This window comes from Variovorax glucosi (assembly GCF_051216695.1).
Classification (GTDB): Bacteria; Pseudomonadota; Gammaproteobacteria; order Burkholderiales; family Burkholderiaceae_C; genus Variovorax.
Genome location: NZ_JBPJZE010000003.1, coordinates 382,525 through 408,547 on the forward strand (window position 1 = coordinate 382,525; position 26,023 = coordinate 408,547).

Sequence of the window (26,023 nt, forward strand, 5' to 3'; positions counted from 1 at the left end):
CCCAATGTAGGATTCGGCGCGCCCTTCGATTCGCAGTCGAAGTGAATCCATCGTTAACCTGAGTTCAACAATCCGATGGCCTCGATGTCACCGATCCAGCCGGCGGAGCTCGGCTTCTTCTCGACGCTCGCCGCCTGCGGCAGCCTGAGCGCGGCGGGTCGCGAACTCGGCATCAGCACGCCGGCTGTAAGCAAGCGGCTGACGCAGATGGAAGCGCGTCTCGGCGTGGCGCTGCTCAACCGCACCACGCGCCGCATGAGCCTCACGCCGGAAGGCGAGCTTTACGTCGAGCATGCGCGCCGCATCCTCGCGGAGATCGACGACCTGACGCAGTTGCTGGGCGAATCGAAAGCCGAGCCGCGCGGGCTGCTGCGCGTGAACGCGACGCTGGGTTTCGGGCGCAGCCATGTGGCGCCACTGATTTCGCGGTTCGCTCGGGAATTCCCGCAAGTCGAGGTGCAGCTGCAGCTGTCGGTCAATCCGCCGGCGCTGGCCGACGAGGCTTTCGACGTCTGCATCCGCTTCGGCGCGCCGCCCGACACCCGCGTGATCGCGCGCCGCATCGCGTCGAACCGGCGGCTGCTCTGCGCCTCGCCCGTCTACCTTGCACGCGCCGGCACGCCGAAACTGCCGCAGGATCTCGCGCGGCATTCGTGCATCGGCATCCGGCAGGGTGACGAGGCCTACGGCATGTGGCGGCTGACCTCCGGCCGCGGTGCAACGCAACGTACCGAGAGCATCAAGACGCGCGGCACGCTGAGCACCAACGATGGCGAGATCGCGGTCAACTGGGCGCTCGACGGCCACGGCATCCTGATGCGGGCCGAATGGGACATCGCGCGTTACCTGCGCAGCGGCCGGCTGGTGCCGGTGCTGCCTGGCTATCGCACGCCGGATGCCGACATCTACGCGGTATGGCCGCAGCGGCACCAGTTGTCGGCGCGGGTGCGGGCATTCGTGGATTTCGCGGCTGCGGGGATGGTTGCGGGAATGGCGGCTTGAGACTCAGGCGGCAGGCATCGCCCGCAACGCCTTCGCCGACCTGACAAGACCTTCCAGGATCCGACCTGAGACAGCGGCCGGGAAGTCCGTCGACAACCGCGCCGCAATCCGGTCGACGACACCCGGCGTGGCATCCAGAACACGCTCGATCAGCATCTCCGCATCGGGCCCGAAGTGGCACTTCTGCGCCATGGCATTGAAGTGGCGCCGCTGGATGTCCTTGAACCGGTAGTGCCTGTTCTTGCCCGACAGACCCATCGCAAGCTTGGCGTCGTGACGCGAGAATTGGTTCGGCCCGCTTCCCTCCACCGGCCAGATCGACATCACGTCATAGATCGGCGTGAGCCTGTAGCGACCTTCCGGCAGCAGTGCGATGCTGAAGTTCTTCGCATGGCCGTCGGGTGCGCCGAGCATCCAGAACAGCAGCTGCGCGGTGATGAGCGTGCCAAGATCTTCCTTCGCCCGCACCGACTGCCGCAAGACGTTCGCGAGGTCGATCATTCCGGGGCCGCCATCGGCCTCGTACTTGAGATGCGACGGCTTGCCGAGCGCCTGGCAGAAGTCCTCCTGCGGCAGGCGCAGCAACCACTTGCCTGACGGATGCATCCGGCGGTCAAAGCGCTCGACCGCCAGCACCTTCTGGGCGCCGAACTTCAGCATCGCGGTGGGCGGCACGGGAACCCCGTATTCCTGCAGGATGTTCAGGCACAGCCATTCGTTTTCGACGGATGTCGTGAAGTCGGCCTTTCGATGGCCCACCAGGCCGAGCGGCAGCTTCAGGATGTGGGTGGTGGGCGTTGCGCCGACGGGTCGCAGCCACCGTCCTTCGTGCCACAGAAGCGCAGTTTTTTCCTGCGCGCCAGCCAGAGAAATTCGCAGCTCGTCCTCGGGCGTCGAGCGGCCTCCCGCGCCGCCAGGATCCACCGTCTGCTGCAACAGGCTTTCGACAGCGCTCTCGTCCAGCGCCACACCGTCGATGCGCTCGACATCCGTCGGCTGGTCGTCTTCGCCAAGCAGTTGAATGGCGCCGACGCAATCGCGACCGATGGCCTGCAGGAGTTCGAATGCGTCCGTCGTCTGCGTCTGGAAGCGGCGCGCAATGCGGTCGCGGATGGGCAGGCTGTCGGGCAGCAGATTGTCGAAGTAGCTCCGGACGACCGGGCCCTTGTGCGCCACCCCGCGAACCAGCGGAAGCGATAGAGACAGCGGACGGCCGGCTGGCGAGCTTGTCCATGCGTCGTCGTAACGCAGCTCGTCTGCACCGCCTGCGGGGATTCGCCAGCTACCGACGCGCTGGCCGTTGGCCCAGATGGACAGCGATTGCGTATGCGATTTGCGGCCCATGGCTCACCAACCCGGAGGTGACGGTTCGGCAACCGTCAAGTGGTGAGCGGTCGGTCGCGATCCCACCATGATTTCCAGGTCGAGCACACCGAAGATGGCCAGAAGCTGAGCCAGGCTGACCGAACCAGGATTGAGCTCCATATGAGACATGCGGCTCTGGCTGATACCCAGGCGCCGAGCCAGATCCGTCTGCGACAGGCCGGCCTCCTTGCGGGCAGCCTTCAGCAGGATGCCGAGTTGCGTGGGAGTCGAAAGAAGTTGCCGCATGCTTTAGCTTTGGAGTGGGTAAAAAAGATTTTACCGCTCAAGTAGCTAAATCGTCATTTACCCATGAAGTAGCTATATCCAACTCAACCTCCACCGCCCAGCACTGCCCCCACCAGCCAGACATTCGCCACCACGATCACCGCAAACAGCGACCACACCACAACCTTGGTCGGCGTTCCGTTCGCGAACACGCCCATCACCCGACGGTCGCTGGTGAACTTCACCAGCGGCCAGATCGCAAACGGCAGCTGGAAGCTCAACACCACCTGGCTCAGCACCAGCATCTTCCCGATGCCACCGTCGCCGAACCACCAGACGCCGACGAAGGCCGGCACCAGTGCAAGCCCGCGCGTAATGACCCGGCGCTGCCAGCACGGGATCTTCATGTCGAGGAAACCTTCCATCACGATCTGTCCGGCGATGGTCCCGGTAAAGGTCGAACTCTGGCCCGACGCCAGCAGCGCGATCCCGAACAGCGTCGCCGCCAGCGCGCTGCCGACCAATGGCTCGATCAGGTGATAGGCGTCCTCGATGCTGGCGACTTCCCGGTGTCCGCTGGCGTTGAAGGCGCTGGCCGCCAGCACCATGATCGCGGCGTTGACCAGCAGCGCGAGCGTCAGCGAGATGATCGCGTCCCAGGTGCAGAAGCGGATCGCCTCGCGCCGCGCGGCATCGGTGGCTGCGAACAGCCGTGTCTGCACGATGGACGAATGCAGGTACAGGTTGTGCGGCATCACCGTGGCGCCGACGATGCCGATCGCCAGGTACAGCGCGCCGGGCTGCTGCAGCCGCTCCAGGCTCGGCGCGAAACCCATCGCGACGCCGAACCAGTTGGGCTGCGACATCGCCAGCTCGACCGCGAAGCAGGCGGCGATGGTCGTCACCAGCCCCAGCACGATCGCCTCGACCCGCCGGAAGCCGGCGCCCTGCAGGCCGAGTACGAGGATCGTGTCGAACGCCGTGATCGCGATGCCGGTCGTGACCGAAACGCCGAAGAGCAGATGCAGGGCCAGTGCGCTGCCGAGCACTTCCGCGAGGTCGCAGGCGACGATGGCCAGCTCTGCGCCCAGCCACAGGAAGCGGTTCACCCGCGGTGAGTAGCGTTCACGGCAGAGGCGGGCGAGGTCTTTCTGGGCCACCAGGCCGAGCCGCACGCAGAGCGTCTGCAGCAGCATCGCCGCCAGGCTGGCGAACAGCACGATGAAAAGCAGGCCATAGCCGAATCTCGAACCGGCTTCGATGTCGGTGGCCCAGTTGCCGGGGTCCATGTAGCCGACCGACACGAGCAACCCCGGACCGGCGTAACGCCACAGCTTGCGGTGGAACGGCAACGTCGATTCGACGGTGATGCTGCCCTTGACTTCGGAGGGGCAGAACGGCGCGGTGGCGGTGCGGGGCAGCGAAAACATGGCAGCGATCTTAGGGATGTGCGACGCGGACACCGAAGCCAATCCGATTTGACCTACATCCACGCCAGCAAAAGGAGACGTGCTTTCGACACCCGCCGACATGCACTGTGGAGGCAGAACAAAGGAAAAACATGGATGCGCCCAAAAGCCTCGAGCAGCACGGGGACGTGAAGCCCCTGTTCGGCAGCTTCTGGATCGGCGGATTCGAGGGCGCGGACCATATCAACGGCTTCGGCTTGCCGCTGGATCCGAACCTGCGCAACGGTCATGCCGGGCGCATCGACGAAGACTATGCGGCCGTTGCCGGTCTTGGTATCCGCACGATCCGGGAAACGATCGGCTGGCGCCTGATCGAGGGAAGCGGCGTTGCGGGTCTTCGCCGACTCGAGGCGCAGGCCCGCTCGGCACACAGTCACGGCATCCAGGTCGTCTGGACCCTGATGCATTACGGATGGCCGGCCACGCTGGACCCGTTTGCGCGACCCGACCAGTTCGTCGATGCCTTCGCATCCCATTGCGCCGGCCTGTCCGAGGTGCTCGTGGGCATCTGCGGTCCGTCCCAGGTCTATCAGCCGATCAACGAGATTTCGTTCCTAGCCTGGGCTGCGTCCAGCACCGGCCTCATTCATCCCTATGTTCCGTCGGCGCCCGAGAACGGTTTTCTTCTGAAGCGCGTACTGGTGCGCGCCACCTTGCGCGCGATCGACGCGATCCGCGCCATCGACCCGACGGCGCGTTTCGTCCACACCGATCCGCTGATCCATGTCGAGCCGCCGCTGGGCGCGGGCCCGGGCGTCACGTCCGCAGCGGTCGCGGCGCAGGAACGTCAGTTCGAAGCGTGGGACATGCTGGCCGGGCGAACCTCTCCGGAGCTCGGCGGGGCGATGCATTACCTCGACGTCCTGGGCATCAACTATTACCACGACAACCAGTGGGAGGAGGGCAGCGGCGCCCGCCTGCACTGGCATCTGGGCGATCCGCGGCGCCGGTCGTTCGCGGACCTCGCTTCCAGGCTCTGGCAGCGCTACGGCCGCCCGCTGTGCATTTCCGAAACCGGCCACGTCGGCGAAGGCCGCGGCACCTGGCTCGACCACATGGTCGGCGAGGTAGCGGAGTGCGAAAGCCGTGGAATCCCGATCGAAGGCCTGTGCCTCTATCCGCTCATCGACCGGCCCGACTGGCAGGACGCCGGCCACTGGCACCACAGCGGTTTGTGGGACGTGCCCGGCGCCGCACACGGCGACTTCACCCGACACCTCTGCAGACCCTTTGCCGACCGCCTGCGCCATTGGCAGCAAGCGCTGGCGACCACTTCCCTCACTTCCTTGTTTCCCTCCCGACGCCGCACCATGACCACCCTGATCGTCTTCTCCCACCTTCGCTGGGACTTTGTCTACCAGCGCCCGCAGCAACTGATGTCCCGCCTCGCCATGAACCGCCCGGTCGTGTTCGTGGAAGAACCGATGTCCGGCGCCGACCATGCCTGGCTCGAACAGCACAGCCCCTGCGCCGGCGTCGTGGTGCTGCGCATGCACCTGCCGAGCCACGGCGCGGGTTTCGACGATGCGCACGTCGACGGCATGAAGGAAATGCTCGGGCGCTATCTGCGCGAGCAGCGCATCGCCGACTACCTGCTCTGGTTCTACACGCCGATGGCGCTGCCGCTGGCCGAAGGACTTGCGCCGCGCGGCATGGTCTACGACTGCATGGACGAACTGGCGGCCTTCGACTTCGCGCCGCCCGCACTGATCGCACGCGAGAACGCACTGTTCGAAGCCGTCGACCTCGTCTTCACCGGCGGCCGCAGCCTGTACGAATCCAAGCGAAGCCGGCATGGCGACGTGCACTGCTTTCCGAGCAGCGTCGATCATGGCCACTTCGGGCGCCGCGATCTGGAGGACCATTTCGATCAGCGCGCCATCGCGCGCCCGCGACTCGGCTACTACGGCGTCATCGACGAACGTCTGGACCTGCCGCTCGTCGCGGCGCTGGCCGATGCGCACCCCGAATGGCAGGTGGTGATGGTCGGACCGGTCGTGAAGGTCGATCCGGCAAGCCTTCCCCGTCGGCCGAACATTCACTGGATGGGCCAGCGCCGTTATGACGAACTTCCGGCGTTCCTCGCGGGCTGGGATGTGTGCCTGATGCCGTTCGCGCTGAACGCTTCGACGCGCTTCATCAGCCCGACCAAGACCCTCGAATACCTTGCCGCCGGCAAACCCGTGGTCAGCACGCCCGTGCGCGACGTGGCGGAGCAGTACGCGACGGTGGTGCCCATCGCCGCATCTCCCGCCGGGTTCGTGGCGGCCTGCGAAGACATCCTCGCGCGCGATGCCGAAGCGCAATTGCGCTTCGCGGCAATGGCGCTGGACACGGTCGCCGCGACGTCGTGGGACCGCACTGCGGCTGCGATGACGGCGCTGCTCGACCGCTTCGAGAAAGATGCCGCAAATGCAGCAGATTCTTCGCATCCCCTTCATTCCGAACTCGACCCGGTTGTCTGAAGTACCGATTCCATGACGCATATCTCAATCGTCGGTGCCGGTTTCTCCGGCGCCGTGCTGGCCAGGGAACTGGCCGAGGCCGGCTGCCAGGTCGATGTCTTCGACACCCGGCCGCACATCGCCGGCAACTGCCACACCGCCCGCGACGAACGGACCGATGTGATGGTCCATACCTACGGCCCGCATATCTTCCATACGAGCAACGAGAGAGTCTGGGACTACGTCCGCCGGTTCGGCGAGTTCGTGCCTTTCGTCAACCGCGTCAAGGCGATCACCGGCGGACGCGTGTTCTCGTTGCCGCTCAACCTGCTGACCATCAACCAGTTCTTCGGCAAGACGTTCTCTCCAGCGGAAGCCGAAGCCTTCTTCACCGAAGTGGGCGACAAGCGCATCACGGCGCCGGCCAATTTCGAGGAACAGGCGCTGTCGCTGATGGGCCGTGCGCTCTACGAAGCCTTTTTCGAGGGCTACACCACCAAGCAGTGGGGCATGTCGCCGTCCGCACTCCCGGCCAGCATCCTGAAAAGATTGCCGGTGCGCTTCAACTACGACGACAACTACTACGCCAGTCGCTACCAGGGCATTCCGCGCGACGGCTACACCGCCGTCGTGCAGAACATGCTGGACCACCCGTCCATCCGGGTCCATCTCGGCACCCGGTTCGAGCGGTCCTATCGCTCGGACTACGACCATGTCTTCTGGAGCGGCCCGATCGACGACTGGTTCGGCTACGACGAAGGACGCCTTGGCTATCGCACGCTCGATTTCGTGCGCGAGGACCACGACGGCGACCATCAGGGCAATGCGGTCGTCAACTACGGCGACCTTTCGGTGCCCTGGACACGTATTTCGGAGCACAAGCATTTCGCGCCGTGGGAGTCGCACGAGAAAACGGTGGTGTTCAAGGAATACAGCCGGCTCTGCGGAGAGGCCGACACGCCCTACTACCCGATCAGGCTGGTGGCGGAAAAGACACTGCTGTCTCGCTACGTAGCGCGCGCTCGCGACGAGAGCGGCGTCACCTTCGTCGGGCGGCTGGGCACCTACCGGTACATCGACATGCACGTGACGATTGCGGAAGCGCTCGATACGGCGAAGCGATTCGAGGAAGGCATGGGAACGGGCGAGGCAATGCCTGCTTTTATGGTCGACCCGCTCGGATGACGTTGACGAGGGTACGCGCTTGACGTAGCGCGTTAGCGCATTGTTCCTACATGGCGGCCAAGAAACATTCTCGTAACGTAGTTTTCCAGCTTACGAGAATCCAAATGGCCAAAAAATCCAACACACCCACAGCGCCGCAGGCTTCCCCGGCGGAAATCGTCGCCGCGCAATCCGCAGCGCGCAATTCGGACAGCGGCCCGGCCCATCCGGCGCCCCCGGGCGCAGCCGCAGGCGATCAGCCAGCGCAGCGTGCCGCAGAAACGCAAGCGCTCGTCGCCGCGATGCCTGCGAACACTAACAAGCCGCTAGAGCATGGCTACGACAACTCCCAGGCGGCGCCCGTCGGCCTGCAGGCAAAGCCGCCGTCTCGCCTGCCGGGCGGCAGCACGCTGTCGGAATCGAATTCGTCCGCCAAGACCGGTACGGTCGCGCCCGAAGGCGTCAACGTCGCCATCGGCACGCTCGATCGCGTGCGCGTCGACTCGTCGGGCCAGACACTGACCACCAATCACGGCGTCAAGATCGCCGACAACCAGAATTCGCTGAAGGCCGGCACGCGCGGTCCGGTCCTGCTCGAAGACTTCATCCTGCGCGAGAAGATCACGCACTTCGACCACGAGCGCATCCCCGAACGCATCGTCCACGCACGCGGATCGGGCGCCCATGGCTATTTCGAGTGCTATGCACCGCTGGACAAGTACACCAAGGCGTCTGTCTTCGCCGAAGCCGGCAAGGTCACGCCGGTGTTCGTGCGTTTCTCCACGGTTGCCGGCGAGCGGGGATCGAAAGACACGGCGCGCGACGTGCGCGGTTTCGCAGTCAAGTTCTACACCGACGAAGGCAACTGGGATCTGGTCGGCAACAACATGCCTGTGTTCTTCATACAGGACGCGATCAAGTTTCCGGACCTGATCCACGCGGTCAAGCCGGAGCCGCACCACGGCATGCCTCAGGCGGCATCCGCCCACGATACGTTCTGGGATTTCGTCTCCCTGATGCCCGAATCGACCCACATGCTGATGTGGCAGATGAGCGACCGCGCACTGCCGCGCAGCTACCGGATGATGCAGGGCTTCGGCGTGCACACGTTCCGCCTGGTGAACGCCGACGGCGAGTCGGTATTCGTGAAGTTCCATTGGCAGCCGAAGCTGGGCACGCATTCGATGGTGTGGGACGAAGCGGTGAAGATTTCCGGTGCCGATCCGGACTTCCATCGTCGCGACCTGTGGGAAGCCATCGACGGCGGCGAGTACCCGGAATGGGAACTCGGCCTGCAGATCTTCACCGAGGAAGAGGCCGAAGGCTTCAGCTTCGACGTACTCGATTCGACCAAGCTCATTCCGGAAGAACTGGTGCCGGTGCAGATCGTCGGCCGGATGGTTCTGAACCGCAACCCGGACAACTTCTTCGCCGAAACCGAACAGGTAGCGTTCTGTACCGCACACATCGTGCCGGGCCTCGATTTCACCAACGATCCGCTGCTGGCTGGCCGCATCCACTCGTATGTGGACACGCAGATCAGCCGCCTGGGCGGCCCGAACTTCCATGAGCTGCCGATCAACGCGCCCATCGCGCCGGTGCACAACAACCAGCGCGACGGCATGCATCGCCAGGCGATCCCGCGCGGTCGCGTTTCGTACGAGCCGAATTCCCTCGCTGGCGGTGCCCCGTTCCAGGCCGGCGCCGCTCAGGGCTTCCAGAGCGTCGCGCGCCGTATCGATGCGGCCGAATCCGCCGACAAGGTACGTGGAAAGCCGGAGAAGTTCGCCGATCACTACACGCAGGCCACGCTGTTCTTCAACAGCCAGACGCCGGTCGAACAGGCGCATATCGCCGCCGCCTTCCGCTTCGAGCTTTCCAAGGTGCAGACCCCGGCCATTCGCCAGCGTGTGGTCGCCGGTCTGCTCAACGCGTCGCCAGAGCTGGCCGCCAAGGTCGCCGAAGGGCTCGGCATGGAACTGCCCGCTCCGCTCCCATTGGCCCTCGAAACGCCGGCAAAGCCGGAAGTCGAGACATCTCCGGCGCTTTCGCTTCTGGCGCGCACCGGCGACGGCGGCATCCGGACGCGAAAGGTCGCGATCCTGGTGGCGCCGGGCTGCGAAGGCAAATCCGTGGCGGCAGTGCAGGCTGCACTGCTTGCGGCCGGTGCCGTCGGACGTCTGGTCGGCTCGCGCCTCGGCACCGTCGTGACGGCGAGCGGCGAAAAGATCGAAGCCGACTGCACGATGGAGAACAGCCCCGGTTTCCTGTTCGATGCACTGGTGTTGCCGGACGGCATGCCCGCTGTCGAGTCGCTTGCTGCCGATCCGCACACGATGGACTTCATCAAGGACCAGTATCGGCATTGCAAGACGCTGATGGCGCTGGGCGCTTCTGAGGCGTTGTTGACCGAAGCCGGTATTCCGATGACCTTGCCCGATGGTTCGGAAGACCCGGGTCTGATCCTCGCCGATGCCTCGGACGCGGATGCTGCCGTCGCGGATTTCATCGCTGCCGTGGCGTTGCCGCGACATGCATCGCGCGACAGCGATCCTCCGCGCGTATGAGCGCTGCGAATGTGAGCCTGATGTCAGTTTTCTCTGGTGTGATCAGCGCATGAAACTCAAAGCCAATTGCACGATGACCGTCAAGGTCGCGGAAGACTGCCCCGTCATTGCCATGCTGCGTCCGCGCAGCGGCATGGCGCAGTGGATGATCAGCGAGCGTTACGAACTCACGCCGTGGGTTCGCACGACCGAATATGTCGACAACTACGGCAATCTCGGCCAGCGCCTGACCATTCCGCAGGGCGAGATGAAGATCGAGGTGGAAATGGTGATGGAGACCGAAGCGCACATCCGCGTCAGCCCGGGTGCGCCGCCGACGCCCGTCAACCTGTTGCCCGACGATGCGCTTCTGTACCTGCTGCAAAGCCGCTATTGCCCGTCCGACAAGATGGAATCGAAAGCGCGCGAGATCGTCGGCGACGCCTTGCCCGGCTACGACCAGGTGGAGGCGATTCGTTCGTGGATCCACGCCAACATCGAATATCGCTACGGCGTGAGCGATGGCACCACCGACGCGCTCGATACGCTCGACCACGGCGCCGGCGTATGCCGCGATTTCTCGCACATCGGTGTCGGCTTCGCGCGAGCGCTGAAGATTCCGGCGCGCATGGTCGTCGGCTATCTGCATCGGCTCGATCCGATGGACATGCATGCCTGGTTCGAGGCATTCATCAACGGTCGCTGGTATACGTTCGACGCCACGCAAAGTGCGCCACGCGGTGGACGGATCGTTGTGGCTTACGGCCGCGATGCGGCGGACGTGGCCTTCGTCTCGAACTACGGGCCGATGGAAATGGGCGAAATGAAGGTCACGGTCGAGCAACTCGACGCATGATCCCCGGGATTTCTCGAAGAGAAGCGCTTTTCTAGCGCTTCTTCATCGCCTTCACGGTCTGAAGCTTCGCTCGCTTCAGATTCCGCGCCTCGCGCCGGGCGATGCGCGCGCTTTTTTCCTGACGCTTCTGCCAATACGTCGCCACGCTCGTGGCCACGGCAGCAACACCCAACAGCAAGACCTGGCGCGTGAGCGAAGCGGTGGCTGCATGCAGGCGCCTCTGAACTTCCTGGCTGGTCTGGGAAGTGCGCGCCAGGATTTCGTCGGTATTCGCGGGAGCGGCGGAATTTCCAGTGCCGTTGCCGACGGCGACTGCGATGTCGACGGAGCCATCCGAAGACACCGCATCCGTACCCGTCTGCTTGACCTTCGCCACCGCTTCCGTGGCGGCAGCGGCCTTGACGCCCGCCACCGAACCGTGCTCGTTGGCATAGACCTTGGTGAATTCGGCACCGAGCAAAAAGATCTGCGCCGCGTAATACACCCAGGCCAGCAGCACGACCAGCGAGCCTGCGGCCGCGAACGACTCGTTTACCCCGCTCTTGCCGATGTACAGCGCAATTCCGGCCTTGCCGACCTCGAACAGCACCGACGTCACCAGCGCGCCGATCCACACGTCACGCCAGACGATCTTCACCGTCGGCATGAACTTGTAGATCATTGCGAAAAGTACCGTCGAGATGCCGATCGAAAGCAGGATGTTGAAGACCTGAAGCAATCGGCCCCAGCCCGGCACAACGCCGCTCGTCCAGGTGCCGAATGCAGCGATCGCGGAGCTCACCGACAGCGACACCATCAGCAGGAACGCCAGTCCCAGGATCAGCCCGAACGACAGCACCCGCGCCCGAAAGATCGCCCACAGCCCTGTCGGCTTCGCGCGCTCGGGCACATGCCAGATCCGGTCGAGCGCGCTCTGAAGCTCGGCGAACACCGTCGTCGCACCGACGACGAGCACCACGATGCTGATCAGCCCTGCCGTGATGCCCTTCGCTGGCTCGCTCGCGCTCTTGATCAGGCCTTGCACTGCGAGTGCGCCGTCGCGCCCGATCAGGCTCTGGAGCTGGACGACGATCTCGCCCTGCACCGCCTCGCGCCCGAAGATCGCACCCGCGATGGCGATGACGATCACCAGCAGCGGCGCCAGCGAGAAGATCGTGTAGTACGAGATGGCGGCGCCCATGCTCGGGGCGAGATCGTCGACCCAGGCCACAACGGCTTTCTTGCCCAGATCGAAAAAACGCAACGTGGTCGCGCGCGCGGACTTCGGCGGAAGAACCTGCGGAAGGACGGCCGGCGAAGCGGCTGAAAGCGAATTGGACATGCCGAGTGTTTTCCCGTACCAGGCGTGCCATGCGCGTCCGACGAAGGCAGTGCTTCTTGTAGTCGTTATATAAAGCTCTGCCTCTTACTTTCTCTTTCAATGAACGCCAGCGAGTCCAACAGCGAGTCCAATTCCACGCTCATTGCGCCGGTCGACGATCGTGTCTTGCGCCAAATGGTCCGCGTCGATCAGCTTGTCACGGTGCGCCGCAACCTGATGGTGACCGTCCCGGCCAACATCGTCCTGAGCATTGCGGGGGCGGCGGTGGCGGTGAATTCAGGCTATGTGCGCGGCGGCGTCTGCTGGCTGCTGCTTTCGGTTCTGCTGAGTCTGCTGCGCCGGTCGTTCCTGCGCCGGCCCTTCAGCACGACGGACGCCGCTGTCGTGGAGCGACATCTCAGGACAGCCGCCTGGGGAGCAGCGGCCGGTGGCCTGGTCTGGGCGCTGATACCTCTGCTGAGCGAGGGCTATACCTCGCCGCAGACACTTTTCTACATGATGCTGGTCTGCGGCACCTGTGCAGGCTCGGTGGCCCACGGAACGGCCTTCGCCCGTGTGCCGATCAGCTTCATCACGCCGCCGCTCCTGTCGGTCGCGGTCTGCCTGGCCTATGCCGGCGGCTTCGACAACATGGCCCTCGCGACGATGGCGCTGCTCTATCTCGCAGGACTCTCGCGAGCGGCCGTCCAGAGCGAAGGCGCGTTCCGCTCGGCGAGCCGGCGCAGGAACGAGGCGACCGCGCTGGCCGCACAACTGCTGCAGGCGCACGATGCCATGCAGAAATCGGCGCAGCAGATGGCTTTCCGGGCATCGCACGACGCCCTGACCGGACTTCTCAACCGCGAGGGCTTCACCCAGCGCGCGACCCAGCACATCGCCTCCGACATAGCCAATCCCCACTGCCTTCTGCTGCTGGACCTGGACGGCTTCAAAACGGTCAACGATGCGTTCGGCCACAACGCAGGCGATCGGGTACTGCAGGACGTGGGCCGATGGCTGCGTCGCGAACTGCATGCCTTGCGGCCCATTCTCGGCCGCTGGGGAGGCGACGAATTCGCCGTTCTGTACACACCGCGCGACGGGCTGCAGACGCCTGCCGCGGTCGCGGAATCTCTGATCCGGACCATTTCGCGCTCGACCGTGCACTACGGCGGCCACCTCGGCGTAAGCATCGGCATCGTGATTTCAGGCACGGACCACGTGAAGATGGGCGACATCGCCGACATGATCACCGTGGCCGACGAGGCGCTGTACGACGCCAAACGCGCAGGGCGCAACCGCTTCCAGATCGTCGACGAAGCGCTCCACCGGCGCCTCGCGATGCGTCGGGATGTCGAGCGCGACCTGCTCCATGCGATCGAGACGCGCGCGATCTGCGTCTGGTTCCAGCCGATCGTCGACTGCGCAGGCCGCCGGGTCCACAGCCTGGAAGCGCTGCTGCGGTGGCGGCATCCGCGACATGAGTGGATTTCGCCGGAGCAGGTCGTTTTCGCCGCTGCCGGAACCGGTCTGGCCGAGAAGCTGCTGCGGCACATCCTCGAAGAGATCTGTCTCGGCATGCGGATGCTCGAGGAAACCGGCTCCGATCTCGCCAACGTACCGATCGCCATGAACGTCTCGCCACGCGAGATGGCGCAACTGGCTGTCGACGAGATCGTGCTCGGCATGCTTGCCGAACGCGGCATCGCGCATCGGCGCCTGCAGATCGAGATCACCGAAGAAGTTGCGCTGGACACACCCGCCACCCGCAGCCGCCTGGGCGCACTGTCTGCCGCCGGGATCGTCGTAGCGGTCGACGATTTCGGCGTCGGCTACTCGTCGTTGTCGTCGCTGCGCGGCGAACACGTGCAGCAGATAAAAATAGACCGCAGCTTCATCTCCGACCTCGCCGATTCGAGCGAGAACAGGGTGTTGGTGAATTCCATCGTGCAGGTCGGAAATGCGCTGAACGTGGAAGTCGTGGCCGAGGGTGTCGAGACACTGGAAGAACTCGAGGCGCTGACCACGCTAGGCTGCACGCTGATGCAGGGTTATTACTTTGCCAGACCGGCGCCGCTGGAAGCGATCGTTCGCTGGGCAGAAAGCCCTTTAACGGCACACCCGGCGAACCGGGAAGCCAATCCTCAGAATCCTCAGAATCTTCTGTCCTTGCCCGAATAGCGGGACGTCTTGTAGGCGGTGCCGTTCTTCTGGCTTTTGAACCAGCGAAATGCCATCCAGAGCATGGGAGCGAGTTTGATGAGTTTGAACATGCGAAACCTTTGAAGAAATAAAGTCGAAAAAGAAAGTCGGAGAAGAAAAGCGTTTTCTAAAAAACAGAGGTCGTCGTTCCGGTTGGCAGCACCGCGCACTTGATGCCCGCCCGCACGATCTCGATCGGAATGACGGGATCGCGCAATTCCGCAGCAACCCGCGCGAGGTCGATCAACGTCAGCGGAATGCTCGACCGGTCGATCGACTGATAGGCACGCGCCGCACGCCCGAGCGATTGAAGCTGACCCACGGACAGCCGGTCGGAAAGTGAGTCGCCGACGCAATCCGCCTTGTCCGGAGGCACGCCGTAACGCACCAGAGCGCCGGATATTCGCTGGGACGCGCAGCCGGCCGAAATAGCCAGAGCAGCCGTACCGCAAATGATGGCGACGGCTCTCCACGATGGTTTATTCATTTCTTTGATTCCCTGAACGGAAATAGCCGTGGTTTCGAGCCCATAACAACGCAGCATTCCTGTTATGGACATTCAGCTTCATATAGATCTTTGCAACATGGTTGCGAACCGTGCTGAGGGCGACTGCCAGCTTTTTGGCTATTTCCTTGTCGGACTGACCTGTGCACAACGCCTCGAAGACTTCTCGTTCGCGTCTGGTCAAATCCGCGAATTCCCCCTTGTCGGGCAAGGCGCCTTCCCTTTTGACATTGGCAAGCTTTTCGACCAGCGATTTGCTGAACCAGGACGTATCCTGCATCACCTTCTCGATTGCATCGACCAGTTCGAGTTCGGAGCGCTTGCGGTCTGTGATGTCCAGCCAGGCCAGAAGGATGCAGTCCAGTCCATTGATGGAAACCTTTTCGGCCGAAACCTGGCAACTGATGATGTCGCCATCCTTGCGCACGATTTTCAAGTCGCGGTTTCGCAGCACGCCGTTGGGCGTCAGCAATTCCCTGATCGCCGCAAGAAATTCCTCGTGCCACAAGCCGACGGTTTCTCCATGGCGGCCAACGACTTTTTCTGACGAATAACCGGTCGCTTGTACGAAGGCCTGGTTCATGTCCAGAAGCACGAGATCGTCCGCACGCAAGACGGCGCCGGGAACCGGCAACATGCGAAACGCTTTCTGAAAACGTTCTTCGCTCTGCCGCAAGGAGCTTTCGGCCTTTCTTCGTGGTTCCAGATCCATGAAGGTGAAAAGCATGCAGCTTTCCTCACCGATATCTATTGGCTGGCCTGCGACCACGACGGGCTTGTGGCCGCCGTCCGGCATCCTGAGATCCGCTTCCATTTGAGGAATGGTCCCGCCTTCGCTGAGACGCTGGATGGCAAGCTCCCGCCTCTCTGCGTTTTCGAACACGTCGAATTGGTATGCCGTGCGCCCGATGAGATCCTCCCGGGCGTATCCGGTCATCTCGAGAAAGCCGAGATTCACCTTGATGTAGCGCTGGTCGCTCAGTCTGCAAATGATTGCCGGCGCCGGATTTGCATTGAATGTTCGCTCGAAGCGCAATTCGGCACCCGCCCATTCGCTTGCGTCATGCAGGATGAGCACAAGAAGATCGGGATCGCCATCGCCGTTGGTCAACACCAGGCTTCGCACCCGATGAACCCAACTCACGGAATGGTCGGTTGCGAGAAATACCTCGACGACCACATCGGTAAAGCTTTCGCCGGAAATCACGCGCTCGATCGGGTATTGCCCATCGGCCAGTGCATGATTGTTCCGGTAGCGCAATTGAAACCGCTCCCGGTATTGCGTGACGTCATGCCCCAGTTCGTTCAGCGCCTTGACGCCGTGCATCTTTAGCGCCGCCTCGTTGGCCCAGACGATCTTCTGATCGTCGGGCTCGACGAGAATGACGCCCTCCGTGAGGCCTGCAATGATCTGCTGCAGCTGGCGCCGATCGGTTTGTGCCTGAAGAACAGCCTGGGTCATGGCGTCGAAATCAGGAATGCGAGAAAGTGTCGAGAAAAGGTCGGCTTGGAATCAGGCGACGACTGCAGAGGCCTCGGCGCGCAGTGCGGTACGGCGTCCGAAGAAACCGGCTGCGGCAGAAATCAGCAAGCCCAGCAGCATGATGCCGACGCCAGCCCAGGCGGCGTGGCTTACGCCCTTGGCCGCGACGTCACCGGCTTCACGCGCTTTTTGCTCGGCCTGCGCCTTCAGTTCGTTGTACTTGGCCATCGCCTGATCGAACGTCTGCTGGAAATTGCCGGCAATCTGTTCGGCCTCTGCACGGCTCTTGCCGGTGCGCGCAACGATGATGTTGATCAATGCTTCCTTGTCGGCGGCATCGAGCCCCGGCTGCGCCTTCTGGCGAAGACGATCGAAGAATGCGCTCAGGTCGTTGCCTGTATTCTGTGGCTTCGTGGCGGCTTGCTCAGCCGTCGACTTTCCATCCTGGACCGCGCTATTGGCATTCGACTTGAGGGCTTCAGGGCTCAATTCGGCCTTGCCGGTCTGGCGCAGCAGCGTTTCGAGCTGATTGCGGGCATCGGTGAAGTCAAAGTCGATTCCGTTCTTCTGCAATTGATCCTTCACGCCAGATGCGATGCCGGGCGCTGCAGCCGCGACGCCTTGACCGGCCAGCGAAATGCCGCTGCCCGCGACACGCGTCGCCGTTCCGATCACGCCGCCAGCCAGCGACGAGAGTGCGTAGAGCGTGACCAGCGTGGTGACTGCCCAGCAAAGAATGCCGTGAAGGATGCCTTTCGAAGGCGCGGTGTGTCCGGCAACGAAAGCGCCGACGGCAAGCGCCACGAGTGTCGATACACCGACCCACACGCCAGCACCGGTTCCGAATCCGGCCAATGGATTGCGGTCGCCCATTGCATCGATCGATCCTGCGCCGATGGCCGTTCCGAGCACGCCCAGGAACAGATAGGTGATCAGTGCCAGAAACAATCCGGCAAATATGGCGCCCCAGGACACGCGGTTGAAGGGCAGGCCGAGGGGTCTGGACGAGATGACGGTGGTGGATGTCGACATGAATTCTGATTCCGGTTTATTTAGCGGTGGCTTCGTTTTCTTCTTCTTCGGTGCGTTCGTGAGCGGTCCACATGGCGCCCAGGAGGAAGAAGACACTGCCGATGACGGCTACCGTCGCGACCGGGTGCCTGACAGCGCTTTCGCGAAAACGCTGGACGACTTCGCCATAGCCGTATTGCGCGCCACCTGCGACACGCCGGGTGCGGCCCCTGACCTGCGTCATCGGATCACCGATTACTTTTCCAAATACTTCCTGAATCCTGCCTGCAACGTTCTGCATGGCGCCTTCGGTCTTGTCGAACATGTTTATTCCTTATCCAATTGAATTTGTGGGTCGGGTTTGCCGTCTTTTTTGGTGGCGTCTTTCGCCTTTTCCTGCATCTTTCCGAGCTTTTCCTGCGTCTTGCCCGCGGATTTCTCGGTGGCTCCCTCGGCTTCGAGTCCGTCGTTTCCCATGACCTTGCCGAGTGCTTCCTTGACGGAGCCCTTGACTTTTTTCAGGTTGCCGTCCATTGTGTTCTTGTTCACTGTTTCGTTCCTGAACCGTTCGGTTCGATTGATCAGGTAATTGACTGAAATTGAATGGAATCGGAAATTCGTCTGGTGTGGAGAATAGCTTCGGCAGAACGCCGCGCCCACTTGCAGATGCACTAGCCGGCGTAGTGCATTCGAACTACTTTTTGTAGTTTTAATTCCGATTTGTAAGATGCCGGCTCGGCGCAATGTAGGAAAGTCTTCAGGCGTACGAAAATGCCGCAACGATCAGCAAACAACTCACGCATGCCGTCGATACGAGCCTGCTTCCGGCGAATTGCAATGCGACTGCGACCGTCTCCCTGATCCTGTCGGTCGACCTGCAATGAACGGCACAATTTTCCATATGCGATTGCAGCGCCAGAAAGTCGCTTTCGACGAATCGTCTCGCTGCGTCGTATTTATCATTCATGTTCGTACGGATGGATTGCATATTCCAGATGCTAGATTCCATCGCGCACTCGCGACACATGCAAATGCACTGACCGGCATAGTGCATTTGCACCCGTTCTTATTCGCAAATTGCGTGATTCGTAAGAATTTCGCCCGCGCCAGCGTAGGCGCAATACATCAAAGCAATAGAAAGCCGATGGTTCAGTTCAAAAACTGATCACGTCTGATTCGGAAACGTGAAGCCTCGGCTGCAATCCAGTCGCGAACCAATGCGGTGCGCGGCGATAGCGCCATGCGGCTGACGAAGTAATAGGACGCCCGCGAGCGTACCGGCTGGCCGAACGGCATCACCAGCCGTCCACTCGTCAGTTCGTCGAACACCAGCGCCGCACGGCCCATCGCGATGCCCTGTCCGGCCAGTGCCCCGCCGACCGCCATCTGCGACAGATTGAAGTGATGGCCCTGCGCGAGATCGGCCACTTCGGCGCCATTGACCGCGAGCCAGTGCTCCCACTCCTCGAACGGCCCTGCACCGGCCCATGGGCTGGTGTCGTGCAGCAGCATCGGCGCCTGGAGATCGGCCGCACTGCGCAGTTCGGGATGCGCGGCCATGAAGGCCGGCGTCGCGACCGGCAGCAGCCATTCATCGAGGAATACCGTCGCCTGCAGGTCGTGGTAATCGCCGAGATCGAAACGCACTGCGGCAGCCACGTCGTCGCTTTCCATGCGTTCGCGGTCGAGCGCGTGGAATTCGCCGACCACGCGCAGCCCGACCTGTGGATGCGCCCGGAACAGGTCGCCCAGCCGCGGCGTGAGCCAGCCCATCGCGAAGGATGGTGCGCAGCTCAGCGTGATCGGCCGATCGTCCGGCACCGTGCGCAGCTGGCCGAGCGTCGTCTCCATCGCCTGGAAAGACTCCCGCAGCACCACCGACAGCCATTGCCCCTCGGGTGTCGCGATCAGCGCGCGCGGGGTGCGCAGGAACAGCGGCCGCTCGAGCCATTCCTCCAGCAGCTTCACCTGCTGGCTGACCGCACCCTGCGTGATGCACAGTTCCGAAGCGGCCTTGGTGAAGCTTCGGCACCGTGCGGTGGCCTCGAAGCACCGTAACCATGCAAGCAGCGACGGCGTGAGGCGAACTTGCATGGTGCGTATCAGTAAAACTAATGGTGCACTGACTATAAATGCGTTGTGCGTCGGCCTTTCGAGTACGAACATGGCATCACATGAACACGCTGAACGCCGTACCGAACTCTTCGCTTTTCGATGACCTGAAGGCCGGTCATCCCGTGCTCTGGACAGCCACACGAACCACCGATGGCGGCGCCGGTCCGTCCTTCAACGGCATTAGCTCGGCTGATGTGTCGGCCACTGCGGACCGCCTGACGCGCTTTGCGCCGCTGCTCACCGTACTCTTCCCGGAACTGGAATCCAGCGCCGGACGCATCGAATCCGCACTGATCGCCGTGCCGCGATTGCAACAGGCGCTCGACATTTCGGCGGACTGCGGCCTGCTGATGGTCAAGAGCGACCATGCGTTGCCGGTCGCCGGATCGATCAAGGCGCGTGGCGGCATCCATGAGGTGCTTGAGCATGCCGAAGCGCTGGCCCGTCGTCATGGCTTGCTCGATACGAACGACAACGCCGACTACCGTTGCCTCGCTTCGCCCGAAGCCCGCACGCTGTTCGCGGCGCACAAGGTCGCGGTCGGCTCGACCGGCAATCTGGGCCTGGCTATCGGCGTGATGGCATCGGCGCTGGGTTTCCAGGCGGTCGTCCACATGTCGGCCGATGCGAAGCAATGGAAGAAAGACCGTCTGCGCAAGCGCGGCGTCGAGGTGGTCGAGCATGCGGGCGACTACGAAAAAGCCGTCGCGGCGGGCCGCAGCGATGCCGACGCCGATCCCGCCTGTCACTTCGTCGACGACGAACAGTCGCTGTCCTTGCTGCTTGGCTATGCCGCCGGCACGCCGCATCTGGCACGGCAATTCGCCGATGCCGGCCGCACGGTCGATGCCGAACATCCGCTGTTCGTCTACCTGCCCTGCGGCGTCGGCGGCGCGCCGGGCGGCATCGCTTTCGGGCTGGCGCAGATCTACGGGCCGCACGTGCACTGCTTCTTCGCCGAGCCGACCCGCTCGCCCTGCTTCCTGGTGCAGATGCTGGCCGGCACGCCCGCGTTCGCGCACCTGCACCTCGGCCCGCACCCTTCCGTCTACGACGTGGGACTGGACAATCGCACCGAGGCCGACGGCCTGGCCGTGCCGCGCGCCTCCGCGCTGGCAGCGGAAATGATGAAGCCGCTGCTGGCCGGCGTGTACACGGTCGAGGACGAAACGCTGTTCGCCCACCTGCACCTGGCGGCACAGACAGAGGACATCCGCATCGAGCCGTCCGCCGCTGCCGGCCTTTCCGGCCCCGGCATGCTGACCGGCACCGACGCCGGCCGCGCCTACCTCGCCGCGCATGGCCTGACCGCGCACATGCACGATGCCACGCACATCGCGTGGACCACCGGCGGGCTGTTCGTGCCCGACGAGGAATACGCCCGCTTCCTCGCCCGTGGCGCACGCGCGTCTTCTTCTGCTTCAGCTTCAGCTTCAGAATCCTTCAACCTTCAGAACCCCTCATGAAACCCACCGCCATCCTCACCAGCGTCGTCATCGCCACCACCGCCATCGCCGCGCCCCTGAGCGCTGCCTGGGCCGAGACGGCTTACCCGTCGCGTCCGGTCACGCTGGTGATTCCGTTCCCTGCCGGCGGTTCGACCGACGTCGTGGGCCGGCTGATCGGCAAGACGCTGGGCGACAAGCTCGGCCAGCCGGTGACCATCGACAACCGCGCCGGCGCCGGCACCATCATCGGCGCGACCTACGCAGCCAAGGCCGCGCCGGACGGCTACACGCTGCTGATCAGCTCCGGCACGACTTTCACGGTGAACCCGGCCATCCAGCCGAAGCTCCCGTACGACCCGGTCAAGAGCTTCGAGCCGCTCGGCCTGATTGCCCGTACCGGCCTGATCCTGCTGGCCAACAAGGACGTGCCGGCCAGCACGCCGAAGGAATTCGTCGCGCTGGTCAAGGCTTCGCCCGACAAGTATTCCTACGCCTCCTTCGGCACCGGCACCACCTCGCAGTTCACCGGCGAGCTGATCCTGCGCGCCACCGGCACGAAGATGGTCCACGTTCCGTACAAGGGCAGCGCGCCGGCCATGACCGACCTGATGGGCGGCCAGGTGCCGTTTTCGGTCGACACCGTGACCGCAGCCATTCCGCAGTTGAAGACCGGCAAGATCAAGGCCATAGCCGTGAGCACGGCCAAGCGCTCGCCGATGCTGCCGGACGTGCCGACCTTCGCCGAGAGCGGTTTCGACGTCGATGCCGACACCTGGATCGCGATCGTCGCCCCGCGTGGCTTGCCGCCGGCCGTCAAGGCGAAGCTCGAAAAGGCGCTCGCCGACACCGTCGCCATGCCGGAAGTGCGCGAGAAGCTGACCACGGCCGGCCTGGAGCCGAGCTACCAGACCGGCGCTGCAGTCGCCAAGATGATCGAACGCGAGCTGCCGCTGATGCGCGCCGTCGCCGCACGGGCCAACATCCAGGCGGACTGAAAACTTGGCTTCCAATCTGACGCTGCCGCCGATCGCCGTTCCCGGCGTATCGCTCGAAGACGTCGACACGCCCGCGCTGCTGCTCGACCTGAACGCCTTCGAGCGCAATCTCGACCGCATGCAGGCGGCGGCAAACGCAGCCGGGACCGGGGTGGCGCTCCGGCCGCATGCCAAGGCGCACAAGACGCCGGCCGTCGCGCTGGCGCAGATCGCGCGCGGGGCCGTCGGCATCTGCTGCCAGAAGGTGAGCGAGGCGCTGCCTTTCATCGCGGCCGGCGTGCGCGACATCCACATCAGCAACCAGCCGGCGCTCTCGGCGAACGGCGCCAGGACTTTGCTGCTGGCACGCGCCGCGCACCATGCGCGCATGAGCGTCTGCGTGGACGACGCGCGGCAGATCGATGCGCTGGGCGCGGCCACGGCGCAGGAATGCAGCCGGATCGGCGTGTTCGTCGAGATCGACATCGGCCAGGGCCGCTGCGGCGTACCCGATGCGGACGGCGTGCTGCGGCTGCTCGAGCGGCTGGCAGCGCATCCGCAGCTCGAATTCCGCGGATTGCAGGCGTACCACGGCGGCCTGCAGCACATTCGTTCGCACGACATGCGCAGAACGCAATCGCAGCGCGCAGCCGAGCGCACCGGCGCCGTGCTTGCAGCGCTCGGTCATCACGGCGTGCGCTGTGCGACCGTGACCGGCGGCGGCACAGGCAGCGTCGAATTCGACCTGCAGAGCGGCGTCTTCACCGAAGTACAACCCGGTTCCTACGCCTTCATGGACCGCGACTACGGCGACAGCGAGTACGACGACCGCTCCGGTGCACTGCGCTTCGACCATGCGCTGTTCCTCGCCACGACCGTGATGAGCACGGCGGCCGGCGGCCATGTCGTCGTCGATGCCGGCCTCAAGTCGCTGGCGACCGATTCCGGCCTGCCCGGCATCTGGCAGGCAGCGCATCTGCGCTACGACCAGGCCAACGACGAGCACGGTATCGTGACGGGCAGGGACGACGCAAAGCCGCTGCCGGCGCTCGGCAGCCGCCTGCATCTCGTGCCCGGCCATTGCGATCCGACCTTCAACCTGCACGACGCGCTGGTCGGATTCCGTGGCGATACGGTCGAAAGCGTCTGGCCGATCGCGGCGCGCGGTCTGAGCAGATAGCCCGACACACACATATATATAGACACAGCCAGAGAAGCCGCCACGCCATGACATCCAAAGACATCGTCGCCCTGCCCGCCACCGAACTGCGCCGCCTGATCGGCGCGCGCCAGCTGTCGCCGGTCGAACTGCTCGACGCCTGCATCGCCCGCATCGAAGCGGTCAATCCGTACGTCAACGCCGTCACCGCGACCTGTTTCGACCGCGCGCGCACTGAAGCCAAGGCGGCGGAGGCGGCGGTGATGTCCGGCGCGCCGCTCGGGCTGCTGCACGGGTTGCCGCTGGGTGTGAAGGACCTGGAGAACACGGAAGGACTGCTCACCACCTTCGGCTCGCCGATCTACCGCGCCAACGTGCCGGCCGCAGACAACGAACTCGTCGCCCGCCTGCGCGCGGCCGGCGCGATCGTCGCCGGCAAGACCAACGTGCCCGAGATGGGCGCCGGCGCGAACAGCTTCAACCCGGTCTGGGGCGCGACCGGCAATCCGTTCGACACCCGCTTGAACGCGGGCGGCTCGTCGGGCGGCTCGGCCGCCGCGCTGGCGCTCGACATGCTGCCGATCTGCACCGGCTCCGACACAGGCGGTTCGCTGCGCATTCCGGCCGCCAAGTGCGGCGTCGTCGGTTTCCGGCCGTCGCCCGGCGTGGTGCCGAGCGTGCGCAAGCCGCTCGGCTGGACCTCGATCGCGGTCGTGGGCCCGATGGGTCGCACCGTCGCCGACGCCTGCCTGCAGCTGGCCGCGACCGCCGGCATGTCGGCCGGCGATCCGCTGAGCTATCCGCTCGATCCGCTGTCGTTCCAGATACCGGAGAACGTCGATCTCGGCACGCTGCGGGTCGGCTACACGGAAGATTTCGGCGCCTGCGATGTCGATGAAGGCATCCGTGCCACGTTCCGCGAAAAGATCGCCGCGATGCGACACCTGTTCCGCAGTTGCGAGCCGGTGTCGCTCGACCTGGGCGACGTGCACCGCTGCTTCGACGTGCTGCGCGCCGAAGCCTTCGTCGCCGGCATGCGCGAAGCCTACGAGCGCGATCCGATGAGCCTCGGCCCGAACCCGCGCGCCAACTACGAGATGGGCGCGGCCATGAGCCTGCTCGACAGCGCCTGGGCGCAGGCCGAGCAGACCCGCATCCTCGGTCGTTTCCAGGCCACGTTCCGCGAGTTCGACATCCTGCTGGCACCGACCACGCCGGTCTCGCCGTTCCCGTGGACGCAGCCGCACGCGACGCACATCAACGGCGTCGCGCAGCAGAACTACTACCGCTGGCTGTCGCTGACCTACGTCACGACGCTGACCACGCATCCCTCGCTCGCGCTGCCCTGCGGCACCGACGCGGCGGGCATGCCGTTCGGGCTGCAGGTCGTCGGCCGGTTCCGCGCGGACCGACACGTGCTGGGCGTCGGGCATGCGATGGAGCAGGCGTTCGCGGGCGACGCGAAGCTGCGCCGTCCGCTGCCGGACATCGGCAAGCTGCGGTTCTCCGAGCCGGCGCTGGATTCGATCGTGACGGCGCCGCCTGTGTACGGCTCGGTGACGGGCGGCGGTTCTGCGTCGGCGGTCTGAGATGCAGGACCGCGTGCAGAGTCCTCGGATCCATGATTTCGTCGTCATCGGCGCCGGCATCGCCGGTGCGTCGGTGGCCTGGGAGCTGTCGGCCACAGCATCGGTCCTGCTGCTGGAGCGCGAGAGCCAGCCCGGCTATCACGCCACCGGCCGCTCGGCCGCGCTCTACATGGCGACCTACGGCACAGAGGCGATCCGCGCGCTGACGCGAGCCAGCCGCGCCTTCTACGATACGCCGCCGCCGGAATTCGGCGACGACCCGATCCTCACGCCGCGCGGCGTGCTGCACGTGGCCGGGCCGGACCAGCTGGACCTGCTCGAAGCGGCGTGGACCGAACTCTCGGGTCGCTCGACCGACATCCGCCGTGTCGTGCAGGCCGAACTGCTCGCCACCGTGCCGTGCCTGCGTCCCGAAGCGGCCGCAGCCGGCATCGCCGAAGACGACGCAGCGGACATCGACGTGCATGCGCTGCACCAGGGTTATCTGCGCGGCTTCCGGCGCCGGGGCGGCACGCTGCGCTGCGATGCGGGCGTCGTCGCACTCACCCGCGCCGACGGCTGCTGGACCGTGACGCTGGCCGACGGCACGACGGTTTCCACGCGCAACGTCGTCAACGCAGCCGGTGCCTGGGCCGACGAACTGGCCGCGCTGGCCGGTGCGCGACCCATCGGCCTGGAGCCGCGACGCCGCAGCGCCTTCATCTTCTCGCCTCCCGAAGGTACGGATGCGGCGCGCTGGCCAGCCGTGGTCGGCATCGACGAAAGCTATTACTTCAAGCCCGATGCCGGCCAGCTGCTGGGCTCGCCGGCCAATGCCGATCCCGCGCCGCCGCACGACGTGGTGGCCGAGGAACTGGACATCGCGATGGGCATCCACGCCATCGAGCAGGCGACGACGATGACGATCCGCCGTCCGCACCGCACCTGGGCAGGCCTGCGCAGTTTCGTGGCCGACGGAGACTTTGCGATCGGCTGGGACGGCGAAGTAGAAGGCTTCTTCTGGCTGGCGGCGCAGGGCGGCTACGGCATCCAGAGCGCGGCGGGGACGGCGCTGCTGGCGCGGAGCCTGCTGCTGGGGGAAACGATACCGGCGTCGCTGGAGGCCGAGGGGCTGGATCTGGCGAGCGTCGCGGTCTCGCGTTTAAAGTTGCGGCTGAGCTGAAATC

Annotated in this window: 22 protein-coding genes; 12 read left to right on the forward strand and 10 right to left on the reverse strand. The window is 64.4% G+C overall.

Going from position 1 to position 26,023, the window contains the following annotated elements; all coding sequences use genetic code 11:
- The first annotated feature begins 84 nt into the window (after positions 1-84).
- Positions 85-1,002: a LysR substrate-binding domain-containing protein gene (locus ACSFA3_RS16525; RefSeq protein ID WP_435506921.1), complete on the forward strand. Its 918-nt coding sequence runs from the start codon at positions 85-87 to the stop codon at positions 1,000-1,002.
- A 3-nt stretch (positions 1,003-1,005) separates the two neighbouring features.
- Here ACSFA3_RS16525 and ACSFA3_RS16530 read toward each other — a convergent pair whose 3' ends face one another.
- The 3 genes from ACSFA3_RS16530 to ACSFA3_RS16540 all read right to left on the reverse strand — a co-directional run bounded on the left by ACSFA3_RS16530 (position 1,006) and on the right by ACSFA3_RS16540 (position 4,022).
- On the reverse strand, positions 1,006-2,346 hold the full coding sequence (locus tag ACSFA3_RS16530) for a type II toxin-antitoxin system HipA family toxin (protein WP_435506568.1): 1,341 nt from the start codon (positions 2,344-2,346) through the stop codon (positions 1,006-1,008).
- Positions 2,347-2,349: 3 nt separating this feature from the next.
- The gene (locus tag ACSFA3_RS16535) at positions 2,350-2,613 is read right to left on the reverse strand and encodes a helix-turn-helix domain-containing protein (RefSeq protein WP_435506569.1); all 264 of its coding nucleotides are present in this window, start codon (positions 2,611-2,613) and stop codon (positions 2,350-2,352) included.
- Between the two features lie 83 nt (positions 2,614-2,696).
- On the reverse strand, positions 2,697-4,022 hold the full coding sequence (locus tag ACSFA3_RS16540; protein ID WP_435506570.1) for an Nramp family divalent metal transporter: 1,326 nt from the start codon (positions 4,020-4,022) through the stop codon (positions 2,697-2,699).
- Positions 4,023-4,153: 131 nt separating this feature from the next.
- On the opposite strand from ACSFA3_RS16540, the gene ACSFA3_RS16545 reads away from it, so the two are divergent.
- From ACSFA3_RS16545 to ACSFA3_RS16560, 4 genes are all read left to right on the forward strand, one after another.
- On the forward strand, positions 4,154-6,526 hold the full coding sequence (locus ACSFA3_RS16545; RefSeq protein ID WP_435506571.1) for a glycosyltransferase: 2,373 nt from the start codon (positions 4,154-4,156) through the stop codon (positions 6,524-6,526).
- A gap of 12 nt (positions 6,527-6,538) precedes the next feature.
- Positions 6,539-7,690: a UDP-galactopyranose mutase gene (glf, locus tag ACSFA3_RS16550; RefSeq protein WP_435506572.1), complete on the forward strand. Its 1,152-nt coding sequence runs from the start codon at positions 6,539-6,541 to the stop codon at positions 7,688-7,690.
- Positions 7,691-7,794: 104 nt separating this feature from the next.
- Positions 7,795-10,236: a catalase gene (locus ACSFA3_RS16555; RefSeq protein ID WP_435506573.1), complete on the forward strand. Its 2,442-nt coding sequence runs from the start codon at positions 7,795-7,797 to the stop codon at positions 10,234-10,236.
- A 49-nt stretch (positions 10,237-10,285) separates the two neighbouring features.
- The gene (locus ACSFA3_RS16560) at positions 10,286-11,071 is read left to right on the forward strand and encodes a transglutaminase-like domain-containing protein (protein ID WP_435506574.1); all 786 of its coding nucleotides are present in this window, start codon (positions 10,286-10,288) and stop codon (positions 11,069-11,071) included.
- Positions 11,072-11,102: 31 nt separating this feature from the next.
- Here ACSFA3_RS16560 and ACSFA3_RS16565 read toward each other — a convergent pair whose 3' ends face one another.
- A complete protein-coding gene (locus ACSFA3_RS16565) occupies positions 11,103-12,392 on the reverse strand; it encodes a YihY/virulence factor BrkB family protein (protein WP_435506575.1) in 1,290 nt (429 codons plus the stop codon).
- 99 nt (positions 12,393-12,491) lie between these two features.
- Here ACSFA3_RS16565 and ACSFA3_RS16570 point away from each other — a divergent pair, with 99 nt between their 5' ends.
- Positions 12,492-14,552: a putative bifunctional diguanylate cyclase/phosphodiesterase gene (locus tag ACSFA3_RS16570; protein WP_435506576.1), complete on the forward strand. Its 2,061-nt coding sequence runs from the start codon at positions 12,492-12,494 to the stop codon at positions 14,550-14,552.
- 148 nt (positions 14,553-14,700) lie between these two features.
- On the opposite strand, the gene ACSFA3_RS16575 is transcribed toward ACSFA3_RS16570, so the two are convergent.
- The 5 genes from ACSFA3_RS16575 to ACSFA3_RS16595 are packed head-to-tail and all read right to left on the reverse strand — an operon-like array spanning position 14,701 to position 18,121.
- Positions 14,701-15,060 (reverse strand): hypothetical protein, encoded by a 360-nt coding sequence (locus ACSFA3_RS16575; RefSeq protein ID WP_435506577.1) that lies wholly within the window; start codon positions 15,058-15,060, stop codon positions 14,701-14,703.
- A complete protein-coding gene (locus tag ACSFA3_RS16580) occupies positions 15,053-16,540 on the reverse strand; it encodes a PAS domain S-box protein (protein WP_435506578.1) in 1,488 nt (495 codons plus the stop codon). The genes ACSFA3_RS16575 and ACSFA3_RS16580 overlap by 8 nt, the downstream gene beginning before the upstream one ends.
- A gap of 51 nt (positions 16,541-16,591) precedes the next feature.
- Positions 16,592-17,593, reverse strand: a complete 1,002-nt coding sequence (locus ACSFA3_RS16585; protein WP_435506579.1) for a hypothetical protein — start codon at positions 17,591-17,593, stop codon at positions 16,592-16,594.
- Positions 17,594-17,609: 16 nt separating this feature from the next.
- A complete protein-coding gene (locus tag ACSFA3_RS16590) occupies positions 17,610-17,897 on the reverse strand; it encodes a CsbD family protein (protein ID WP_435506580.1) in 288 nt (95 codons plus the stop codon).
- A gap of 2 nt (positions 17,898-17,899) precedes the next feature.
- On the reverse strand, positions 17,900-18,121 hold the full coding sequence (locus tag ACSFA3_RS16595) for a CsbD family protein (RefSeq protein WP_435506581.1): 222 nt from the start codon (positions 18,119-18,121) through the stop codon (positions 17,900-17,902).
- 331 nt (positions 18,122-18,452) lie between these two features.
- Here ACSFA3_RS16595 and ACSFA3_RS16600 point away from each other — a divergent pair, with 331 nt between their 5' ends.
- Positions 18,453-18,737, forward strand: coding sequence for a hypothetical protein (locus ACSFA3_RS16600; RefSeq protein ID WP_435506582.1), 285 nt, complete (start codon positions 18,453-18,455; stop codon positions 18,735-18,737).
- Here the strand turns inward: ACSFA3_RS16600 and ACSFA3_RS16605 are convergent.
- On the reverse strand, positions 18,722-19,666 hold the full coding sequence (locus ACSFA3_RS16605) for a LysR family transcriptional regulator (RefSeq protein WP_435506583.1): 945 nt from the start codon (positions 19,664-19,666) through the stop codon (positions 18,722-18,724). The two genes, ACSFA3_RS16600 and ACSFA3_RS16605, sit on opposite strands and share 16 nt — an antisense overlap.
- Positions 19,667-19,746: 80 nt before the next feature.
- On the opposite strand from ACSFA3_RS16605, the gene ACSFA3_RS16610 reads away from it, so the two are divergent.
- From ACSFA3_RS16610 to ACSFA3_RS16630, 5 genes are read left to right on the forward strand one after another with little or no spacing between them, the layout of a single operon-like run.
- Positions 19,747-21,153: a D-serine ammonia-lyase gene (locus ACSFA3_RS16610; RefSeq protein WP_435506584.1), complete on the forward strand. Its 1,407-nt coding sequence runs from the start codon at positions 19,747-19,749 to the stop codon at positions 21,151-21,153.
- Positions 21,150-22,130 carry a Bug family tripartite tricarboxylate transporter substrate binding protein gene (locus ACSFA3_RS16615; protein ID WP_435506585.1) on the forward strand — a complete coding sequence of 327 codons (981 nt, stop codon included), beginning with the start codon at positions 21,150-21,152 and terminating at the stop codon, positions 22,128-22,130. The genes ACSFA3_RS16610 and ACSFA3_RS16615 overlap by 4 nt, the downstream gene beginning before the upstream one ends.
- A gap of 4 nt (positions 22,131-22,134) precedes the next feature.
- Entirely contained in the window at positions 22,135-23,289 is a 1,155-nt protein-coding gene (locus ACSFA3_RS16620; protein ID WP_435506586.1) for a DSD1 family PLP-dependent enzyme, read from the forward strand.
- Positions 23,290-23,336: 47 nt separating this feature from the next.
- A complete protein-coding gene (locus ACSFA3_RS16625; RefSeq protein WP_435506587.1) occupies positions 23,337-24,857 on the forward strand; it encodes an amidase in 1,521 nt (506 codons plus the stop codon).
- Between the two features lie 13 nt (positions 24,858-24,870).
- Complete coding sequence (locus ACSFA3_RS16630) at positions 24,871-26,019, forward strand: NAD(P)/FAD-dependent oxidoreductase (RefSeq protein ID WP_435506588.1); 1,149 nt, start codon at positions 24,871-24,873, stop codon at positions 26,017-26,019.
- Positions 26,020-26,023: the final 4 nt, after the last annotated feature.